Genomic DNA, 18,178 nt, shown 5'->3' with positions numbered 1-18,178 from the left:
GCAATGATCACGGCGCAGGCGTCTCAATTGATGGCGTCCATCCTTGGCACGGCGCATTGCGAAAGGGATTCCTTGGCGCCCATCACCGAAACCGCTCAATATAACTTTGCTTTTCAAGCAGGATAGCTTCATCGAGTTTATCAATCAATTTACGCAATTCGGTCAAATCCTGATGCCGAATTTGTTCCGGTTTCTTTTCCCTCGCCCGGCAGGCCCGATGGAAGGCCGACACCAATTGCGCGCGAACATCTGTCAACATGGCTTGAAGTAACAATTTTTTGCTATCGCCTTTCATATTGTTCCCTCCTAAATAGCTTGTTAATAATTATAATATTGCCCTTGCGGGCATCGGTTTTCATCTGGTTATGATTGTCTCTTTACGTATCTAGTTAATTAATTCTCACATTAATACAATTTCAAATAATTTTTTATCCATACTTACGGCCTAGTTAAATTAGGGCCAAGTACGACAATTCTCCACGGGCCATACAGGAAAATAGAAATTTCCCTTGGGTGGTCAGGCCACGAATGCCCTAAGCTATAGGTTGATAATCAACGGTATTGTCATTCATCGCGCACGTTACCGCTGGTATGATATATCTGACTTTAACGCTATCGACGCCACTCTGCGCGTCTTACCGGTATACTTTACTCTTCTTTGCTGTTCCTTGCGCTCTGACTTCACCGTTTACAACACCGCGCTATCCGTTCTGTTGGTCAGCGCACCGCGACCCCGCAGCCATTTTCTCCCTCTCTGTAGTTGATTGAGGCGCGAGTTATCTTATTTAGCGGATAATAGGTGAACAAGATTAAGCGCTGTCATTCTGTACATGGGTAATTTATACTCGTAACAATAACGGTTAACAACTAGACTAAAGTTCAGTTGCCTCTTCTCACTCTCCATCTCAGCTTTTGGGTCGACAGTTAACCCGTTGCGCGACCAAACGCCGTAAGCGATCGCGTTATTGCCTGGCGCGTCAATGCTATTATCGCTCTTCCTCTCTCGCGGTGCGACCCCATTCACCGAGGACAGATTATCCCCCCCGCCAGGCCATCGAACAACGGGCTTGACGTCATCGCGGGCGTTAGCCTGTTCATTTTCTTATCGTTTAGCTTGCCAGCATCATGTCATTTCTACTTGAGGCATTTAAAAAAACATTACCACCGCGCTTGCGGTTAACAACTTATTAAAATACAGGCCTGCGATAATTTGTCATTGCGGAAAATAGACATCCGGTCGTCCGCTATACTTTCAATGGTCATTTATTTCAAAGCCAATAGGAGGCTACCATGGTCAATAAATCACAAATTATGGAACATGCTCAAGTTACCTGCTGCGGTGGGAATCATGTGGGCATCGTCGATCATATGGAAGGTGAGGATCATATTAAGCTCGCAAAAAACGACCCGGAATCGGGCGGCAAGCACCATTTGATCCCCTTATCCTGGGTCAAAGAAGTCAAGGAAAACAAGGTGATACTCTCCAAAACCCAAGATGAAGTGCATCAAGCGTGGCAAGCCTGCTAGTTGCCGCTGCGCCGACGGCCGGCGAAATTGCAACGGTTTTCACCCGTGTTAAAGCCTGCGCAGCATCAACCTGCCGTGCAGGCATCCCAAAAGACAAAAACACCCCTTACTTAATAAAAAATAAATAACCTATCCTGCAAAAGAGCCGCATTTTTCATGCTATTATCCCGGCATCGAATATTTCAAGTTCAGCATCGCGAAGTATTTCCTTTTTTATAAAGAAAATGACCGCAATGCGTTCACTGTTTATTTAATGCATCCTTCAGACAGTAGATGCAGACTTACCCCATTAATGTTCCTCCAAAATACATGGCCGCCCTTCTTCAATGTTGCACGTGATATTAAACAGCTTTTTTCGCGGTGAAGCCCATTCAATATCCCCGCCGTCTTCATATTAACAGAGGAACCTTTATCGAGCGGTCGTCGCAGGAATGAACGGGGGAAACCAAGGAGGTGCTGAAGGCATTTTAGGATGACGTATACGAAAACCCTTCTGCTGCATCCTGTCGTCGAAATGTTTTGGTGAGTTATGTTATAGTGCGGCATTCCTTGTTCCGTGACGCCTATTTTGATGAACAAGGGTCAAGACAATTACCCAGATCGCTGACGCAGGCTGCCCAGAGAGGCCAATGAAGTCCTTTAAGGAACAGGCCTGCCCGCTGCCACATCGACCGCGAGGACATCTTACCAGCGGCATCATGACCCGTGATAACCTTGTGCAGCGTCTTCGATTTAACCTTATCTGGCACTGACAGAGCCATAGCCCTGTTTTGACGATCCAGGTTGTCATGCCGATGCAGGATCAATGACGTTAAGGTTAAAGCGCAAATGCCAGACGACCTAGGGTGGCGTCGTGGCTTGCGGTGAGACGCGATTACCATCAATCGCCCCGTGCAGATACAGCAGGGAGCCTAGATCACTGAGATTAACTGAGATCGCCCCTTAAGATTTATTAACATTGTCGTCATACCTGGCGGGCAATCCCTGAAGCAGCTGATTGCGACGAGGTTATCGACGGCAGAGGCGAGTCAAAGCTCGCTACCGGAAAAAGGTGGAAGAAAAGCATTCAAACCTCGGGGTCATTTATCATCTTCACTAGTTCAGCGCCCTGATTATAGGGATTACCCACCCTTTTAGAGACGGGATGCCATGTAAAATCACACTCGGGTAATGCCGCATCACGAGCGATTTCCTGTGCTTGTTCTGACGTTGTTTCCCTGTTTAACCATTCTCTCACCCTATTGGCGCTAATAACTAGCGGACGGCGGTCATGGATATCAACCATCCCCTTGTTGCTCGAGGCCGTGACAATAACGAACCCTTCTCTATCGTGTTCTTTATCGTAAGGTTCTTTGCCAATCGCCGCAAAAAAAAGAGGTCTTTTTGCTTTATGGTAAATGAAGTAAGGCTGTTTTTTATTCCCCTCTTTTTTCCATTCATACCAGCCGTCAGCCGGGATAACGGCACGGCCTCGGTTCCATAAAGACTTAAACATACGTCCTGTAGCAGCAGTCTCGCCACGAGCATTGATAAGGGGTGGTTTATCCCACCATTCGGGTTTGTAGCCCCAAAAAACCGGGTCAAGGTGGAGTTGATCATGACGCTCGCTAAGAAGCAGCACTTTCATGCCGGGGCAGACGTTGTAGCACCGAATCGGCTCAGGGTCATAAATCATATCGCCTGGAGAGGTATTAAGGGTCTCTAAATACGCTTCTCGGCTGTTAAATTGAGCGAAACGACCACACATATACGCTCCTTAATAAGCTCAATATGGTAAGCATTATTCATGTCGACAGAAGTGCCTTAATGATGAACGACACTTTACTAGTCTACCCTTTTCCTCAATTTTGTAGTAAATACATAATATATTAACACTGCACAAAAGCAGTTAATGATAAATTACAATGCATACTGACAAAAAAAAGAGGTTAAATTGCCAGATCTTGCAGCATCAATATCTCGATCATTTTTAAAGTTCGTTAACTTGCCTTTACATGTTTCATCGCGACGAGACAAGGTTGAGGACATAAATGAGAACAGGGAGGCTGCGCGCTGATATAATACATCACCTTATGACAAAAGCGCCTTGCCTATGCCAGTATAGGCAAATAGCAATGATCACCAATGACAGAAGCCTAGGGCATTGAGTCGAGTGACAAATTAGAGTTTGCAGTTTTCACTTACAGATAGCGATAGGAAGTAATAGTACAATTGAGAGAAAAACAATTTCATTCATCAATTATCAGACGAAACGCAGGCGCCTTCGTCCAAATTCATTTTTCGCGTGCGAATGCCCTTGGTCGATAAGTATTGCAGTTATGACTGATTTTGCTGGCTGACAATTGCATTAAAGATGATGCCATTACAGCACCAAATCGATGTAGACTTCCTTTCAGCGTATTTACGAATGGAGAGCATAACGGCCTGAGTATAGCCACAACACTTGATATTATTTGTCGCATTAATCAGATAACTAGCTGCGTTTTGCATGAGGTTCGGCAAAAGTGGACACACAACATCGATCATACCAGCCACAATATCTATCTCATTAATAAATGACAACGAATTCTCAATTGGGAGAATGTACTCTTTACACAAGGGGATAAATATGGGAGTTTAATTCTGCCTGACTAAATGATGCGGAACAGTCAAAGGAGATAACCTAATGGAAGCGATAGTACCGTCATCACAAAGCTTATTCACCGTAGAGTCAATTAGCAATATTCCAATGATGGCAATAATGGAAAGGTCTCATATACCTTGGGGCATTAAAGACACACATTCCCGCATAGTTTACTTAAACAATGCCTGCTGTGATTTTTTAAATGTTCCCAAAGGATTCGACTTTGAAGGTCGCCGTGATGATGAATTTCCATGCCCTTGGGCATCGTTAACGGACGAGCTTCAGGCACATGACAGGAAAGCTGAGGCTAGCCCGGGAGGCGCTGAAATTATTGCTATTTCTAATTTCGGTAGAGATTCCATACTACAGCCATGCTATTGCGCCAAATTTCCCATATATAATAAAGATGGAAAGGTATTAGGGAATATACATTACAACAAAAGACTTCAGTTCAATTCCATCTCTGATTTTCTCAACGGTATACGTCCTTCTACCATCACACTTAATTCTCCCGTTGATCTCTTTACCGATAAAGAGCTTGAAATTATATTCTATGCAATACAAAAATTATCCGCCAAAGAGATCGCGCCTAGATTGTGCCTCTCGCATAGAACGGTGGAAAACAGATTATTAAAAATTTACGAGAAAATAGGTGTTAATTCAGTTAACGGACTTATTGAATATTGCCATAATGTCGGCTTGGACAACTACGTCCCCAAAAAGCTCCTCAGAGAAGGCGTGAACTTTTGCTGGTGACGAACGTGGGCAAATCAATGCGCTGCCTGCCTGCCAGCTTAAGCGGGCCATATTAGCTAATTCCATGTATTGTAGTTAATTTCCTGCATGCAAGCGTCGTTATTGATGCCGGAGATCCTCCCCAAGAATAGCCGCATACACCCGCGACAGTCGATTTTCACACGAGGATGCATATATTAAGCATTCAGCCATTTTCCCTATTGCTGCGTTAACCGTTTCAGTAGCGGCAACCTGAAGCCCGCATGGCGTGTTTTCGAACATTCAAGGCACATCAAATACAAAATTTTGCTCTTACACCCTTCGCTTCAGAAAGCCCCTCGCTTCAGGAAATAGATAACTCTGCTCGACGACCATATGACACAGTTAGAGAGGATGATTTTGCTCAAAATGACGGGAACCCAAACTAGCGCAGAGACGAAGAGATCTCTCGATCCGCGCGTTCGAGAATATATTCTATCTTAATCTCTAACGGTTTTTAAAAAATTTCATGATTGCATTCAGAAAATGAATACAAACAATAGGAAAAAAGCGGATATAATGCCCTGGTATGACTCTAGGTTTATAATTTACCATAATCATATAGTTAATTATAAATACAGTTGTTAATTAGGTTGCACTGCATTCTAGAAAATGTTTAGCATCAATCGGTTACCAGCATTTTTGCAATTATATATACAACTATTCTGCATACTATCTGCTTAACTGCCGTCACTAACCTAATTCTATGAAGCCAGCATCGGCGTTAGCTTACCCTGCGTTTGCAACAGTGGCATCTAATCTGCTAAATGCGTGAATTATCATCTTCCCCGCAACGCCCTAATGCCGCCGTCCGCACATTACAAAGCCTATCTACTGCGGCACGCAAGAGGCTCGGTGTGGCCATCAACTTTTAGCAGTATACCATTATGGCTTTCGTTCGATTTGTACTGTTGTAATGGTACCCTAACGCCTACACAATTGGGAGATAGTACTCTTTACAGGCATAAATAACCAAGTACATTAATTGATGATAATGGAGGATATTGCCAGGAGGCAATTATGGAAAACAACTTTTCAAACCAAGGAAACCTATCCTTGGAGAAACTACCACTACTCTCATTTATCGAGCAATCTAAACTACCTAGGGCCGTCAAAAGCATTGACTCGAGATTTGTTTATATAAATAAGCCCGCCTTGGACTTTTCCAATATACCTTTGTCTTTTGACTTTGAGGGCAGATTGGACAGCGAGTTCCCTTGCCCTTGGTCGGAAATGGCGGAAGAGTATCAGGCTCATGATAGAAAAGCAGAATCAAGCCAAGGTGGCGCCGAGATAATAACCACTTCTTATTATACCCGCCATGCTGTCTTAGAACCTTGGTATTGTCATAAGTTTCCAATATTTAGTTCTGAAAAACAAGTGATTGGAACATTATGTTATGCAAAAAGATTGAGCTTCATGTCAATAATTGATTTTATCGACAAATTAAAACCTTCCGTCTTAAACCTAAACCCGCCAGTAGGCATTTTTACTGAGCGCGAATTGGAGATCATCTTTTTTGCGATACAGCGAATACCGGCAAAAGAAATAGGACTCAAATTATGCATTTCCCATAGGACAGTAGAAAGTAAATTACTGAAAATCTACGACAAAATTGGCGTTAATTCACTAAACGGATTAATTGAGTATTGCCATACTGTCGGCTTGCATAACTATGTTCCAAAAAATTTGCTAAGGGAGGGGGTAGACTTTTGTTGATAATAACCATCGACAAATTAATGCACTGCTAGTCCACCTACTTAAAGCGGGCTAACGACTTAAACACATGGATGACCATTAAACTTAACCGACCGATTACTTACTCGCTATCCGGCTGTACTTACAGGCTCACAAGGTTATACAGCCTGTTGACCGCCACACATAACCCGATATAGCGTCGATGAAAATGCGTTATAAGCAATACATCAAGGATTAGATACTGAATTTAATTTGATAAATGCATCCCGATTTCCAAGGTATTTATCAGGCAATACGCTTTATGAACATGAATGATTATGTGACCTTAATGATATGAATGTAGGCTATGCCAGGAGGCAATCATGGAAAACAACTTTTCAGTCCAAAGCAACCATTCCCTTGATAGATTACCACTGCTGTCGTTGATTGAGAAATCTAAAGTGCCGTGGGCCGTTAAAAGTGTCGACTCGCGATTCGCTTATATCAATGAGTCCGCTATGGATTTTTTCAATATTCCCGCCGGGTTTAATTTTGAAGGACGATTGGATGAAGAATTCCCTACTCCCTGGTCAGAAATGGCCGAGGATTATAAAGCCCATGACAGAAAAGCAGAATCTAGCCCAGAGGGCGCCGAAATAATAACCACGTCATATTTTACTCGTAATGCTGTTTTAGAGCCATGGTATTGTCATAAGTTTCCAATCTATACTCCGGAAAATCAGGTTATTGGAACGCTTTTTTATGCAAAGCGAGTCAATTTTATTTCAATTTATGACTTTTTTGATAAATTGAAACCTTCCGTATTGAATCTTAACCCAGCGGTTGACATTTTTAACGAGCGTGAACTGGAAATAATTTTTTACGCGATTCGGAGAAAAACAGCAAAGGAAATAGGGCCTAGACTGTGTATATCACACAGGACGGTTGAAAATAGATTGCTGAAGATTTATGAGAAGATCGGCGTCAATTCACTGAATGGCCTGATTGAATATTGTCATAATGTAGGTCTGAATAACTACGTACCCAAAAAACTCCTCAGAGAAGGCGTGAATTTTTGCTGGTAATGACTATGGGCAACTTACATGCACTGCTAGCCCGCTAACTTGGAGCGGGCTGCCTACGCCAAGACCCGGATTAACATCGAATATCTTTGTCCGCACGTCGTTGATGATATACGTGATCACGCCGAAAATTGCTGCATCACCTCCCTGTTGTTCGTTCTCCTATGACCTCGCGTCTAGCAACTCATTTAGCCTGTCCAGATGCTGAAGCGTCGGCCGCAGCAGCAAGCGGCGTATCATGTAGCGCCCCTTCTCCGCTGCTATGATTATGCTGTCGTGGACCGGCGTTGCAAAAACAGTCAACAATCAACATCGCCCCTTCCCTGCTCCCAGCGTTAACAAAGATACCACCCGGTAGCATGGAGTAAGCCGCAGCGCTGGCGCTGACGAGCGCATTTAGATCAATCCCCTACACCATCATTTGACCAATAGTCATTCACCTCGAAATACTGTACATGAATACAGCACAAGCAGGCTATTACATGGGGGTAAATAGGTAAGAAAGCTCAAGCACGCAGGTTATTGACGGATAGCGTAATGTAGTTCTACTCCGCTCTAGGAAACGGGGAAGCGGCTAAGATAGAAGGGCCAATATACTGTGCCCTTACACCGTATGCTCCGACGATTGACGAGGTCGCTAATTCTGCACTTTCATTTCATTCTGTTGCTCCGCCGGGATAAATCTGCGCGATGTCATCGAAACATGCCGGCAAGGAAATCCTACTGGTTACCTCGTTTACTCTTCAGTCAGAAAAGGACAAAGTAAAGCGGGTTCGATTTTACCTGATGCCATTACCAGCGCATTTGCAGAAGCCAGTGAATCGAGCGGTGTCCAATTTGGCAACCATTCCCCTTCTATTCATGAGATAAGGAGTCTTGTAAGCCGGCTGTACGCTGTGGAGAATTGAAATGAATTTGCACAAAAATCACTCGGACATAAGCACAGGTCGAAGACCAAAAAATACCTCGTTTCTCGTGGTCAGGCATTTGTGATGGTACGATCCAATTATCGCGTTATCGGACATAATGCGGTTAATTTTGAACAAAAGCGAAATTTTCGCTGTATTTCAATCGGATAAAAAAAGACCGAATACGATTCCTATATTCGGTCCAGGGAAATGGCTCTTGGGAGAGAGCCGTGCGCTAAAAGTTGGCATTTTTCGTAGGCTTTTAACGTCCTACAGTCTTAAGTATAGAGCGCAGACCCCGCTTTTCCACCGCCGAGGCGCCATTGCGCGCATATTCTGTCATCAAAGTTTAACTCTGTGATAACAGACACACTTCAGTTGCTTAACCTTTGCACTTTGGTGATTTTTTCCCACCTTCACCGTTAGGGTACGGTTTTGTCCACGCACAACTGCTGGGCGCGCTCGACAAAAGGCGCGATACTCATTTTCTGCCCTGGCCGGTCGGGATCATCCAGCAAAATAGTGTCGATGGGCTGAGCGTGGACATGGCCTTCTTTTCGTTGCTGTTCGGCTTGCTCGTTCAACGGGTATTGCATCAACGTGCTCATGTTCAGGGCGTACAGCGCGTGATCCGGGCGGCACATGAGCTGCACTTCTTCTTTGGTGAACGCCCACCGCTTACCGTATTGGAATTTGCTCAGGGTGATAATTTCAATAGCGCTGGCGTACTGCGAGGCCAGCAATACGAGGACAACAACAACCGATCGTTTTTTCATGGTAAACCTGCTTATAACCTGACGGCCCGTAGCCGTGACTTATTGGGGTTCGAGCATCGCAAATACGCTGACCAACAACAGCGCCAGCGCGCCCAAGGCGATTTCCATTAACGTCAACAGGGTCAACCGTTTAATGGCGCGGGGTTCGTCAGTGCGCATGGTCGGGACGATCCGGTAGCGGTTGGTTAACGCCAGCATTACCATGGCCGCGACGGCGGCGGTCTTGATAAGCAGCATACGCGAATAGGGCTGTCCCAGCGCGAAGGGCCAATGCCCCAGAACTAGGGAAGTATTCATTACTCCGGTGAGGATCACCAGCGCCACCCACACGTGACCGCTGCGGGAATAGGCCATTAATGCCGTCAAGGCGCCAGCGCGTAAACGCAGGCACCTAAGCCAGCGCAGCGTTAACAACAGTGGCCACAGTCCCCCCAGCCACCCCGCCACCGCCAAGAGATGCAGCATCTGGTTGCTGCGCTGCGCCGCGCCGCGTAAGCCGTCATACATCGCCGTATGACCGGTGAACGCCAGACTGAGCAGCGCCGCCATCGACAACATCAATAACAGCGGGTAACGCCAGGGAGAGGCCGTTGCGCCGAGCGTCGCGCCGCAGGTCGCCAGCACCAGCATCAGGTGCCAGAACCATACCTGACCAAAGGAGGTATGCAGCACCGCACGCCACACCTCCAATCGTAGAGTATCCGGCCACCCCTGCCCCATCAGGCCCGCCTGGAGCGCCAGTAGCGCGATGGCCGTCAACAGACCCACGAGCGCCAAACCGCTTTGGCTGCGCCGAAATGCGCGCCGCAGCAGAGGCTGCAGCGCGGGCGGCGCCAGACGTTCACTGAACAGCAACACGCCGGCGAGCTGTATCAACGCGGCAAAATGAATGAAACGGCAGGCCGCGAACCAGGCCGGCAACGAGGCCATTTATTTGACGCTGAAGGAGTAGCTGCCCTGGGTTTTATGCCCATCTACCGAAACCACATGCCACGCTACTACGTATTCGCCGGCGGTCAGCGGCTGCTTAAACGGAACGATGATTTGGGTAGCATTGGCCGGATCGGTCTTGATGGGCCCGGTCGGCACGGGCTGGTTATCCTTACGGGTTAACGTTAAACCGCTAAAAGCAGGTTCAATCGCTTCGGTAAAGGTCAGGGTAAGCGCCTGCGGCGCATCCGTCATGGTGGCATTGGCAGCGGGATATTGCGTCTTGAGATGCGCATGGGCTTCTGCCCGCGGCGCGCAGAATACCGCTCCGGCAAATAACGCCAGCGCGTACACCGGCGCGGCAATACGTTGCATTGACATTAGTGGCTTTCCTTAAGTAGATAAATGTCGGAATAAACGCCATGGCACGGGTAACAAGACGGCAGGATCCACTGTATAGCCATTACCGCCGGCGGCGAAAAAGGCCTGTAGGTTCGGGCAAGGCTGGCTATCCCGCTGACATGAGCGCGGGCAAATAATAGCGGCTGCGGCGGGTGAAGTCGAGGACAACGCACCCGTCCGCCCCGGCGGTGATGCAGGGGCGGACAGGAGAAATCATTAGCAGAGACAGGCGCTTACATCGTGGTGGCGACGCTGTTATCGCCATTCATTTTCTTAAGATCCTGATCGATAAAGAACAGGCCGCTGGCATCGGTGTTCACCAGCGCCAGCTTGTCGAGGATTGACTTGAACATCTTTTCTTCCTCGTGCTGCTCGGCGACATACCACTGCAGGAAGTGGAACGTGGAATAATCCTGCAGCGTCATGGCGACATGGGCCAGCTCGTTAATCTTCTGTGTAATCATTTGCTCATGCTGGTAAGCGAGTTTGATCAGCTCGGCCAGGGAAGGAAACCCGACCGGCGGCGCTTCGATAGCCCCCAGTACCGGCATGGTGCCGGTGTCATTGAGATAATCAAACAGGCGGCGCATGTGATCCATCTCTTCGCTGGACTGGGTTTTGAAAAACTGGCTAGCGCCCTCTAATCCTTTGTCATTACACCATGCGCTCATTTGCAAATAGAGATTGGCGGAAAAGAATTCGAGATTTAATTGTTCATTTAGCTTGCTGGCCATTTCTTTTTTTAACATTGTCTGGCGTCCTTATGGGATGTGCAGGTGATTTATTTTCGCTATTATGCCAACATCATCGGGAAAAACAAACCGGCTTATTCCGAAATAGACGGATAATTTAAAATCAGCCAAATTCAATGACCTGCGATAATTTCACTGTTCCGCATCAGGGAGTGATAATTATTCCTCGCTTGGAATTGATAGGGATTATTATTTGCATTCTTAATTAACCATTATTTCCCGCACCACGCTGTATCGCCACGGCAAAGATGCCAAAAACGAAATAGAAACGATTATTATTCACCCCTTCCCACCGGCGGCTTGCAAACCGTCGCCGGCTGCTTTATTTTGTACGCCGAACCGCAATGAACCGGGAAGAGTTACGATGACGTACAATTTAGCCACCCTTGATGAGCCAACGCGCGATAAAATCAACGTCGACCTGGCGGCGTCTGCCGTGGCGTTCAAAGAGCGCTATAACATGCCGGTGGTGGCGGAACAGGTGGAGCGGGACCAACCCGCGCAGTTACGCGACTATTTCCGTAACCGCGTGGCCTTCTATCGGCAGGCTTCACTCAACTTCTCCCGCCTCCCTTACGAGCCGCGCAAATAATCCTCCCCAAAGCGGAGGGCTGTGCGCCCTGTGCCACAGTGTGGTGTCTCATCGCCGTCTATTCCTGGGGGTAACCCCCTCGCCTATGCGCGAAGGGCTAAGGGCGACGTGAAGGTTATGCCGCATTTTCCGTTTTGCGGCGTGTGCATGCAATTGCCGGGCGCGCACGGCCTCCTTTCACGCGGCGGCATGCGTCGCGCGATAACTGGCGCACCCTGCGCCGCGTTTCGCTGACGCTCCCGGCACCGCAAGGCCCGTCATGCTATTTCGGCACCAAATAGCACAATTTGTGTTGCCAACGACCGACAATCGGCAGTTAATAAATCCAGCATTTCCTGTCTGCCACTGAGAGGTCATTATGAGTAAGGGAATGGATCGTAAAAAAGACACCAAGAAGAAACCGTTGAAAACCCCGGAAGAAAAGCGTGCCGAAAAGCGCAGCAAAAAGGCGCCTGCCGACATTGTGTGATGCCTCGCCGCTTCCTTTCCTATCAACCCGCCCTCGCAGCGGGTTTTTTATTGCCGCTTAAGGCGTCATAATAAGGCAACTTTGCCAGCACAGGACCAATTATGACCTTTCGCGTGATCGATACCGAGACCTGCGGCCTTGACGCAGGCGTCGTGGAAATCGCCTCGCTGGACCTTAGCGATACGGGCATCAGCAATGTGATGAGCGATCTGGTGAATCCGGGACGCCCCATTGGACTGGACGCGATGGCTATCCACCATATCACCGAAGAGATGGTGGCGGATAAACCGCGCATCGCGCGCGTTATCGGCCGTTACCAGGGCAGCGCCTATTATGTCGCGCATAATGCCGCCTTCGACAGGCGGATGTTGCCGGAGATGAACGGTGCGTGGATCTGCACCCTGAAACTGGCGCGCAAATTGTACCCCGGTATCAAGTACGGCAATCAATATCTGCGTTATGCGCTTAAGTTGCAGGTTGCGCCGCCGGCGGGGCTCTACCCCCACCGGGCGTTGTACGATTGCTACGTCACCGCCGCCCTGTTGATGAAGATACGGCAGGATTCCGGCTGGAGCCCCGAAGAGATGGTGGCGATAAGTAATGAAGCCACGTTACTCTCCAGCCTGAAATTCGGTAAGTACCGCGGCCAGCCGCTGGCGCAGATCGCCCGTGATGACCCCGGTTATCTCCACTGGCTGCTGGCCAATTTGCGCGATTTATCCGCCGACCTGCGTTATAGCCTCAACTACCATCTCTCCGGGGCAGCCAGCGAAGCACAACGCCATGCCGAGGGACATACCGGGGAGTAAAGCTGCACGACGCGGCTCTCCGACGGTTAAGCGGGCCCCGTCGGCGGGCTGCCGGCGGCTTTGGCCAGCGCCAGAATAAAGGTATATTCCATCGATACTCCTTCATAGCCTTTGAAGCGACCGGATTTGCCGCCATGGCCGGAGTCCATATCGGTGCACAGCAATAGCAGATGATCGTCGGTTTTCACTTCACGCAGTTTAGCCACCCACTTCGCCGGCTCCCAATACTGCACCTGCGAATCATGCAGGCCGGTGGTGACAAGTAAATGAGGATAAGCCTGCGCACGTACCTGGTCATAAGGGCTGTATTGCAGAATATAACGATAGAAGGCTTCCTCCTGCGGATTTCCCCACTCCTCATATTCGCCGGTCGTCAGCGGAATGGATTCATCCAGCATTGTGGTCACCACATCCACGAAGGGTACCTGGGCTACTACACCTTTGAACAGCGCCGGCGCCATGTTGATGACCGCCCCCATCAACAGCCCACCGGCGCTGCCGCCCATGGCAAAGGCCTGCTCGGCATCGCCATACCCTTGACGCAACAGTTCGCGGCTGATGTCGATAAAATCGTTGAAGGTATTCATCTTGTTAAATAATTTGCCGTCCTCGTACCACTCTTGGCCGAGTTCGCCGCCGCCGCGTATGTGCGTCAAAGCAAAGACGAAGCCGCGATCCAGCAGGCTCAGCCGGCTGGCGCTGAAGTCCGGGTCCATACTGCTGCCGTAGGAGCCGTAGCCGTAAACCAGCAGGGGATTGCAGCCCGGCTTAAACAAATCCTTGCGGTAAACCAGCGACACCGGCACCTCGACGCCGTCGCGGGCGGTGATCCAGAGCCGTTCGCTGCGATAATGGTCCGCCTGGAAGTTTTTCACCTGCGTTTGCTTGAGTAGCGTGCGTTCGCCGGTATCCAGATTCATCTCGAATAGCGTCGTCGGCGTCGTCATGGAGGAGTAACCGTAACGCATCTGCGCGCTTTCCGGGTCGGGGTTGTACGCCAGCCAGGTCACGTAGGTGGGATCATCAAACGCGATGCCCTTTTCTTCGCCGGTCGACCAACGGATTTGACGCAGGCTGGTGAGCCCCATATGGCGCTCCTCCAGCACCAGCCAATCGCGAAACAGCGTGAAGCTCTCCAGTACCACGTCCTTGCGCGCCGGGATCAACGCCTGCCAGAGCTTTTCCTCACCGGTTTCGCCGCGATACAGCGCGAAATTTTTACCGTCGCGATTGGAGCGGATGTAGAAGTGGCCCTGATAATGATCCAATGAATATTCGTGGTCGTGCCGCCGCGGCAAAAACCGATGCGGTTTCGCCTTGGGATCGTCGGCGTCGAGCAGCAGAATTTCACCGGAGGTGGTGCTGCCGAGGGCGATAAGAATATAGCGCTCCGACGTGGTCTTATGCACGCTGACATAAAAGGTGTCGTCTTGCTCTTCATAAATCAGCTCGTCCTGCGTGGTCGGCGTGCCCACCACATGGCGCCATACTTGATATGGCAACAGCGTCTTTCTGTGCTTGTGGACATAATACAGCACCCGCGAGTCGTTGGCCCATTCAAAACTGGACGACGCATGTTCAATGACTTCCGGAAACCATGAATCACGGGCTAAATCCTTAAAACGCAGCCCATAGAGGCGGCGGGATAAAAAATCTTCCGCGACGGCCATAATACGATTATCGGGGCTGATTTCCAGCGCACCCATGGTATAAAATTCGCTCTGGGCTGCGCGTTGATTGCCGTCAAGCAACACCTCCCACTCGCCTTGCAAATTGGCCGATGCCGGCTGACGGGTGTAGATGGCGTATTCATTACCCTCTTCGTAGCGACTTTGATAGCGATAATCCCGACGGACGTAGGGTACAGAACGATCCTGCTGGGGTATGCGCTCCACCATTTCCGTGAACAGTTGATGCCGCAACGCTTCATGCTCGGCCATCATCATTTCGCCGTAGGTATTTTCCCGCTTGAGATAATCCAGCACCGCCGGATCTTCACGCTTATCATCGCGTAACCAGTAATAGTCGTCCACACGGGTGTCGCCGTGTAGCGTTAACGTAAAGGGTCGTTTTTCAGCTTTGGGTGGCAATGTCATACGGCAATTCCTTATTCTCTATAAAAATAGAGTGGCACGAATATGGTGCTATGCCAAGCGCAGCGGGAACCAGCGCGGCAGCGTGGATCAGGCCGCGCCGCTGCGCTTGTCAGGGCCGAGCCGGCGCGGCGCGGGCATGGGCGCAGACCAAAGCGAGGGGTTCACAAAAGGAAAAGAAATAGGCTGCGTCGCCGTCACGGCACCGGCACCCGCGTGGGGCGCCGGGGAAAATCATTTATTTAACCGGTAGGTGATTTCACCTTTGGTGCAGTCGAGCGTAACGGCATAGTTCAGGTCCTGCTCGTTACCGCGCACCTTAAGCGGCGCCTGCCAAACATCACCCACGCCGGTAACGTCTTCCGGGTTTACCCAAGCGTTGATATTTCTGCCGCCGGCCGCCTGCTGGTCCTGTTCGGAGCGCTGAAACCGGTTTTCGGTGTAATCCTGATCGATAAGCTCCGCGACCTGGGCAGCGTTGAGATCGGGACAAGGGGCGACTTTGGCGATTTCAGGCGTGGCGGCGGCGGGCCCGGGTTTGGTGCTTTTCGCTTTGGCCGCTTTATCCGCCGCTGCTTTTTTGGCTGCCGTACGCTTGTCTGCCGCAGCAGCCCCATTGGCGCCGCTCTTGGGCGCACTTGCTACGGCCGGCTCTTTGCCGTTTTGGCCAGCGGCAGCGTTGTCGTCGTTGCCTTTGCCGTTGCCGGCGGGCGCAGCGCTGCTGGTATTGCTTTGCGGGGCGGCATGGTCACCGTCGCCGTTTGACGCGGGCGGAGTGTCTGGCGCATTGGCGCTGCCGCTGGGTGCGGCGCTCGTCGCATTGGCACTGCCGCCCGGTGCGGGCGAGGTGCCTGTGCCATCGCCGCTGCCGTTTGAGGCGGCATTGTTCTCATCCTGAGGTTGCGGGGTGTTGGCACCGGGGGGCGTGATGGGTTGTTGGCTATCGCCGGCCGCCTGCTGCGTTGACTGCCCGGTCGTATCCTGCGCAGGGACGGGGGTCGGCGTTTCATCATCTGCCCGCGCCGATATTGACGATACCAATAGTCCCGCCACCAGCATCCCCACCACCCTGTTTCCCGTTTTACGCATAGTTCCTCCACGTGATCAGTTAATCTTTTTCACCTCATTAGATGATAATAGCCGGTTAAAAATTCCGTGCGAAACTGTTTTATTTCAAAAGCTTTAAATAGTTGCTTATTCATGGTTCCTCGCGAAGGCTTGCCGCGTCTTAGGGAGCCCGGATGGAACGCCCCGCGTCAATTGCGCGCGGCATGTTCCTAGCCGACAAGGGAAATAATCCCGCGCAACGGGGTAAGCCACAACGCTGCTCGCCAGCGGGGAAACGCGCCCCGCAACGGGGTAAGCCGCAACGCTGCTCGCCAGCGGGGAAACGCGCCCCGCAACGGGGTAACCCGTGCTGCCTGCGGTCGCGCGGCATGAGAGTTAACGGTTCCAGCGCGGCGAGAGTAAGCGACGCGCAAGCTCCGTGGGGGGTGACGGATGCATAGGCAAACGTTTTCGTTTATACTGCGCGCAATTTTTATGACCTCGGGTAAACCAAATGATCACCATCGGAACGGCACGTCGTCCGGGAGCAACGCGTGTCATGTTGCTCGGATCGGGCGAATTGGGTAAAGAAGTCGCCATCGAATGCCAGCGTTTGGGGGTGGAGGTGATCGCCGTCGATCGCTATGCCGATGCCCCGGCGATGCACGTCGCCCATCGTCACCACGTCATTAATATGTTGGATGGCACGGCGCTGCGCGCCGTAATCGAACACGAGCGACCGCATTATATCGTGCCGGAAATCGAGGCTATCGCCACCGACATGCTGGTCACTCTCGAACAAGAAGGCCACCGCGTAGTGCCCTGCGCCAACGCGACGCGGCTGACGATGAACCGAGAAGGCATCCGCCGGCTGGCGGCGGAAACGCTCGCCCTGCCCACTTCGCGCTATCGCTTTGCCGCCGATCGGGCGGCGCTGGACCAGGCAATAGCGGCTATTGGCTACCCTTTTATTATCAAGCCCGTCATGAGCTCCTCCGGTAAAGGGCAAAGCCTCGTGCGCGAAGCGGCGCAGCTGGATGCGGCTTGGCAGTATGCGCAACTCGGCGGCCGCGCCGGCGGCGGCAAGGTTATCGTTGAAGGGCTGGTGGCGTTTGATTTTGAAATCACCCTGTTGACCATCAGCGCCGTGGACGGCATCCATTTCTGCGCGCCCATCGGCCATCGCCAGGAAGACGGCGACTACCGGGAGTCGTGGCAACCACAACAAATGAGCGCGCTGGCGCTGGCGCGCGCGCAGGCGATTGCCGCTAAGGTGGTGAGTGCGCTCGGAGGCCACGGTCTGTTTGGCGTGGAGCTGTTTATTTGCGGCGACGAGGTGATTTTCAGCGAGGTGTCCCCCCGCCCTCATGACACCGGCATGGTCACCTTAATTTCGCAGGACTTATCGGAATTCGCCCTGCATGTTCGCGCCTTTCTTGGACTACCGATAGGCACCATTCGCCAATATGGCCCGGCGGCGTCGGCGGTGATCTTGCCCGAACTGGACAGTGACAACGTCCGCTTCAGCGGCCTGGAAAACGCGCTGAGCGCGGGGCAGCAGATCCGCCTGTTTGCCAAGCCCAGCCTCAACGGCAAACGCCGGCTGGGCGTGGCGCTCGCCGTGGCGCCCACGGTAACAGAGGCCGTCACGGTAGCAAAAGAGGCCGCCGCCGCGGTGAACGTTATCGGTTAAAGGTGTCTGACGCCGCGGCGAACG

At 50.8% G+C, this 18,178-nt stretch carries 15 protein-coding genes; 7 read left to right on the top strand and 8 right to left on the bottom strand.

Annotated elements, in window-relative coordinates:
• Positions 1 to 82: 82 nt before the first annotated feature.
• Positions 83 to 295, bottom strand: a complete 213-nt coding sequence (locus SANT_RS08685) for a hypothetical protein (RefSeq protein ID WP_025245146.1) — start codon at positions 293 to 295, stop codon at positions 83 to 85.
• Positions 296 to 1,290: 995 nt separating this feature from the next.
• On the opposite strand from SANT_RS08685, the gene SANT_RS08680 reads away from it, so the two are divergent.
• Positions 1,291 to 1,527, top strand: coding sequence for a DUF2171 domain-containing protein (locus SANT_RS08680; RefSeq protein ID WP_025421904.1), 237 nt, complete (start codon positions 1,291 to 1,293; stop codon positions 1,525 to 1,527).
• A 1,066-nt stretch (positions 1,528 to 2,593) separates the two neighbouring features.
• Here SANT_RS08680 and SANT_RS08675 read toward each other — a convergent pair.
• Positions 2,594 to 3,274: an SOS response-associated peptidase family protein gene (locus SANT_RS08675; RefSeq protein ID WP_025421903.1), complete on the bottom strand. Its 681-nt coding sequence runs from the start codon at positions 3,272 to 3,274 to the stop codon at positions 2,594 to 2,596.
• A 918-nt stretch (positions 3,275 to 4,192) separates the two neighbouring features.
• Between SANT_RS08675 and SANT_RS08670 the strand changes: the two genes are divergently transcribed.
• The 3 genes from SANT_RS08670 to SANT_RS08660 all read left to right on the top strand — a co-directional run bounded on the left by SANT_RS08670 (position 4,193) and on the right by SANT_RS08660 (position 7,686).
• A complete protein-coding gene (locus SANT_RS08670) occupies positions 4,193 to 4,906 on the top strand; it encodes a helix-turn-helix transcriptional regulator (RefSeq protein WP_025421902.1) in 714 nt (237 codons plus the stop codon).
• 1,038 nt (positions 4,907 to 5,944) lie between these two features.
• On the top strand, positions 5,945 to 6,643 hold the full coding sequence (locus SANT_RS08665) for a helix-turn-helix transcriptional regulator (RefSeq protein WP_025421901.1): 699 nt from the start codon (positions 5,945 to 5,947) through the stop codon (positions 6,641 to 6,643).
• 341 nt (positions 6,644 to 6,984) lie between these two features.
• Positions 6,985 to 7,686: a helix-turn-helix transcriptional regulator gene (locus SANT_RS08660; protein ID WP_025421900.1), complete on the top strand. Its 702-nt coding sequence runs from the start codon at positions 6,985 to 6,987 to the stop codon at positions 7,684 to 7,686.
• A gap of 1,327 nt (positions 7,687 to 9,013) precedes the next feature.
• Here SANT_RS08660 and SANT_RS08655 read toward each other — a convergent pair.
• The 4 genes from SANT_RS08655 to ftnA form a co-directional block, all read right to left on the bottom strand.
• Positions 9,014 to 9,367: a YebY family protein gene (locus SANT_RS08655; RefSeq protein WP_025421899.1), complete on the bottom strand. Its 354-nt coding sequence runs from the start codon at positions 9,365 to 9,367 to the stop codon at positions 9,014 to 9,016.
• A gap of 39 nt (positions 9,368 to 9,406) precedes the next feature.
• The gene (copD, locus tag SANT_RS08650) at positions 9,407 to 10,297 is read right to left on the bottom strand and encodes a copper homeostasis membrane protein CopD (RefSeq protein WP_038668403.1); all 891 of its coding nucleotides are present in this window, start codon (positions 10,295 to 10,297) and stop codon (positions 9,407 to 9,409) included.
• On the bottom strand, positions 10,298 to 10,678 hold the full coding sequence (gene yobA / locus SANT_RS08645; protein WP_025421897.1) for a CopC domain-containing protein YobA: 381 nt from the start codon (positions 10,676 to 10,678) through the stop codon (positions 10,298 to 10,300).
• 254 nt (positions 10,679 to 10,932) lie between these two features.
• Positions 10,933 to 11,448, bottom strand: coding sequence for a non-heme ferritin (gene ftnA, locus SANT_RS08640; RefSeq protein ID WP_025421896.1), 516 nt, complete (start codon positions 11,446 to 11,448; stop codon positions 10,933 to 10,935).
• A 367-nt stretch (positions 11,449 to 11,815) separates the two neighbouring features.
• Here ftnA and SANT_RS08635 point away from each other — a divergent pair, with 367 nt between their 5' ends.
• Complete coding sequence (locus SANT_RS08635; RefSeq protein WP_025421895.1) at positions 11,816 to 12,043, top strand: DNA polymerase III subunit theta; 228 nt, start codon at positions 11,816 to 11,818, stop codon at positions 12,041 to 12,043.
• A 570-nt stretch (positions 12,044 to 12,613) separates the two neighbouring features.
• Entirely contained in the window at positions 12,614 to 13,321 is a 708-nt protein-coding gene (gene exoX, locus SANT_RS08630) for an exodeoxyribonuclease X (RefSeq protein WP_025421894.1), read from the top strand.
• Positions 13,322 to 13,347: 26 nt separating this feature from the next.
• Here the strand turns inward: exoX and SANT_RS08625 are convergent, their stop codons facing one another.
• Both SANT_RS08625 and SANT_RS23810 read right to left on the bottom strand, forming a co-directional pair.
• Positions 13,348 to 15,417 (bottom strand): S9 family peptidase, encoded by a 2,070-nt coding sequence (locus SANT_RS08625; protein WP_025421893.1) that lies wholly within the window; start codon positions 15,415 to 15,417, stop codon positions 13,348 to 13,350.
• 231 nt (positions 15,418 to 15,648) lie between these two features.
• Positions 15,649 to 16,503 (bottom strand): protein YebF, encoded by an 855-nt coding sequence (locus tag SANT_RS23810; RefSeq protein WP_081730437.1) that lies wholly within the window; start codon positions 16,501 to 16,503, stop codon positions 15,649 to 15,651.
• A gap of 472 nt (positions 16,504 to 16,975) precedes the next feature.
• On the opposite strand from SANT_RS23810, the gene purT reads away from it, so the two are divergent.
• Positions 16,976 to 18,154 carry a formate-dependent phosphoribosylglycinamide formyltransferase gene (gene purT, locus SANT_RS08615; RefSeq protein ID WP_025421891.1) on the top strand — a complete coding sequence of 393 codons (1,179 nt, stop codon included), beginning with the start codon at positions 16,976 to 16,978 and terminating at the stop codon, positions 18,152 to 18,154.
• The last annotated feature ends 24 nt before the right edge of the window (positions 18,155 to 18,178 follow it).

It is taken from the genome of Sodalis praecaptivus (genome assembly GCF_000517425.1).
GTDB classification, from domain to species: Bacteria; Pseudomonadota; Gammaproteobacteria; order Enterobacterales; family Enterobacteriaceae; genus Sodalis_A; species Sodalis_A praecaptivus.
The sequence above is the reverse complement of the archived record's forward strand: the minus strand, read 5'-3'. Positions and strand labels throughout refer to the sequence as shown.

Bases quoted from the DNA above. Each gene is read 5' to 3' on its own strand.
- SANT_RS08685 (WP_025245146.1), bottom strand. From the start codon at position 295: ATGAAAGGCGATAGCAAAAAATTGTTACTTCAAGCCATGTTGACAGAT.
- SANT_RS08680 (WP_025421904.1), top strand. From the start codon at position 1,291: ATGGTCAATAAATCACAAATTATGGAACATGCTCAAGTTACCTGCTGC.
- SANT_RS08675 (WP_025421903.1), bottom strand. From the start codon at position 3,274: ATGTGTGGTCGTTTCGCTCAATTTAACAGCCGAGAAGCGTATTTAGAG.
- SANT_RS08670 (WP_025421902.1), top strand. From the start codon at position 4,193: ATGGAAGCGATAGTACCGTCATCACAAAGCTTATTCACCGTAGAGTCA.
- SANT_RS08665 (WP_025421901.1), top strand. From the start codon at position 5,945: ATGGAAAACAACTTTTCAAACCAAGGAAACCTATCCTTGGAGAAACTA.
- SANT_RS08660 (WP_025421900.1), top strand. From the start codon at position 6,985: ATGGAAAACAACTTTTCAGTCCAAAGCAACCATTCCCTTGATAGATTA.
- SANT_RS08655 (WP_025421899.1), bottom strand. From the start codon at position 9,367: ATGAAAAAACGATCGGTTGTTGTTGTCCTCGTATTGCTGGCCTCGCAG.
- copD (WP_038668403.1), bottom strand. From the start codon at position 10,297: ATGGCCTCGTTGCCGGCCTGGTTCGCGGCCTGCCGTTTCATTCATTTT.
- yobA (WP_025421897.1), bottom strand. From the start codon at position 10,678: ATGTCAATGCAACGTATTGCCGCGCCGGTGTACGCGCTGGCGTTATTT.
- ftnA (WP_025421896.1), bottom strand. From the start codon at position 11,448: ATGTTAAAAAAAGAAATGGCCAGCAAGCTAAATGAACAATTAAATCTC.
- SANT_RS08635 (WP_025421895.1), top strand. From the start codon at position 11,816: ATGACGTACAATTTAGCCACCCTTGATGAGCCAACGCGCGATAAAATC.
- exoX (WP_025421894.1), top strand. From the start codon at position 12,614: ATGACCTTTCGCGTGATCGATACCGAGACCTGCGGCCTTGACGCAGGC.
- SANT_RS08625 (WP_025421893.1), bottom strand. From the start codon at position 15,417: ATGACATTGCCACCCAAAGCTGAAAAACGACCCTTTACGTTAACGCTA.
- SANT_RS23810 (WP_081730437.1), bottom strand. From the start codon at position 16,503: ATGCGTAAAACGGGAAACAGGGTGGTGGGGATGCTGGTGGCGGGACTA.
- purT (WP_025421891.1), top strand. From the start codon at position 16,976: ATGATCACCATCGGAACGGCACGTCGTCCGGGAGCAACGCGTGTCATG.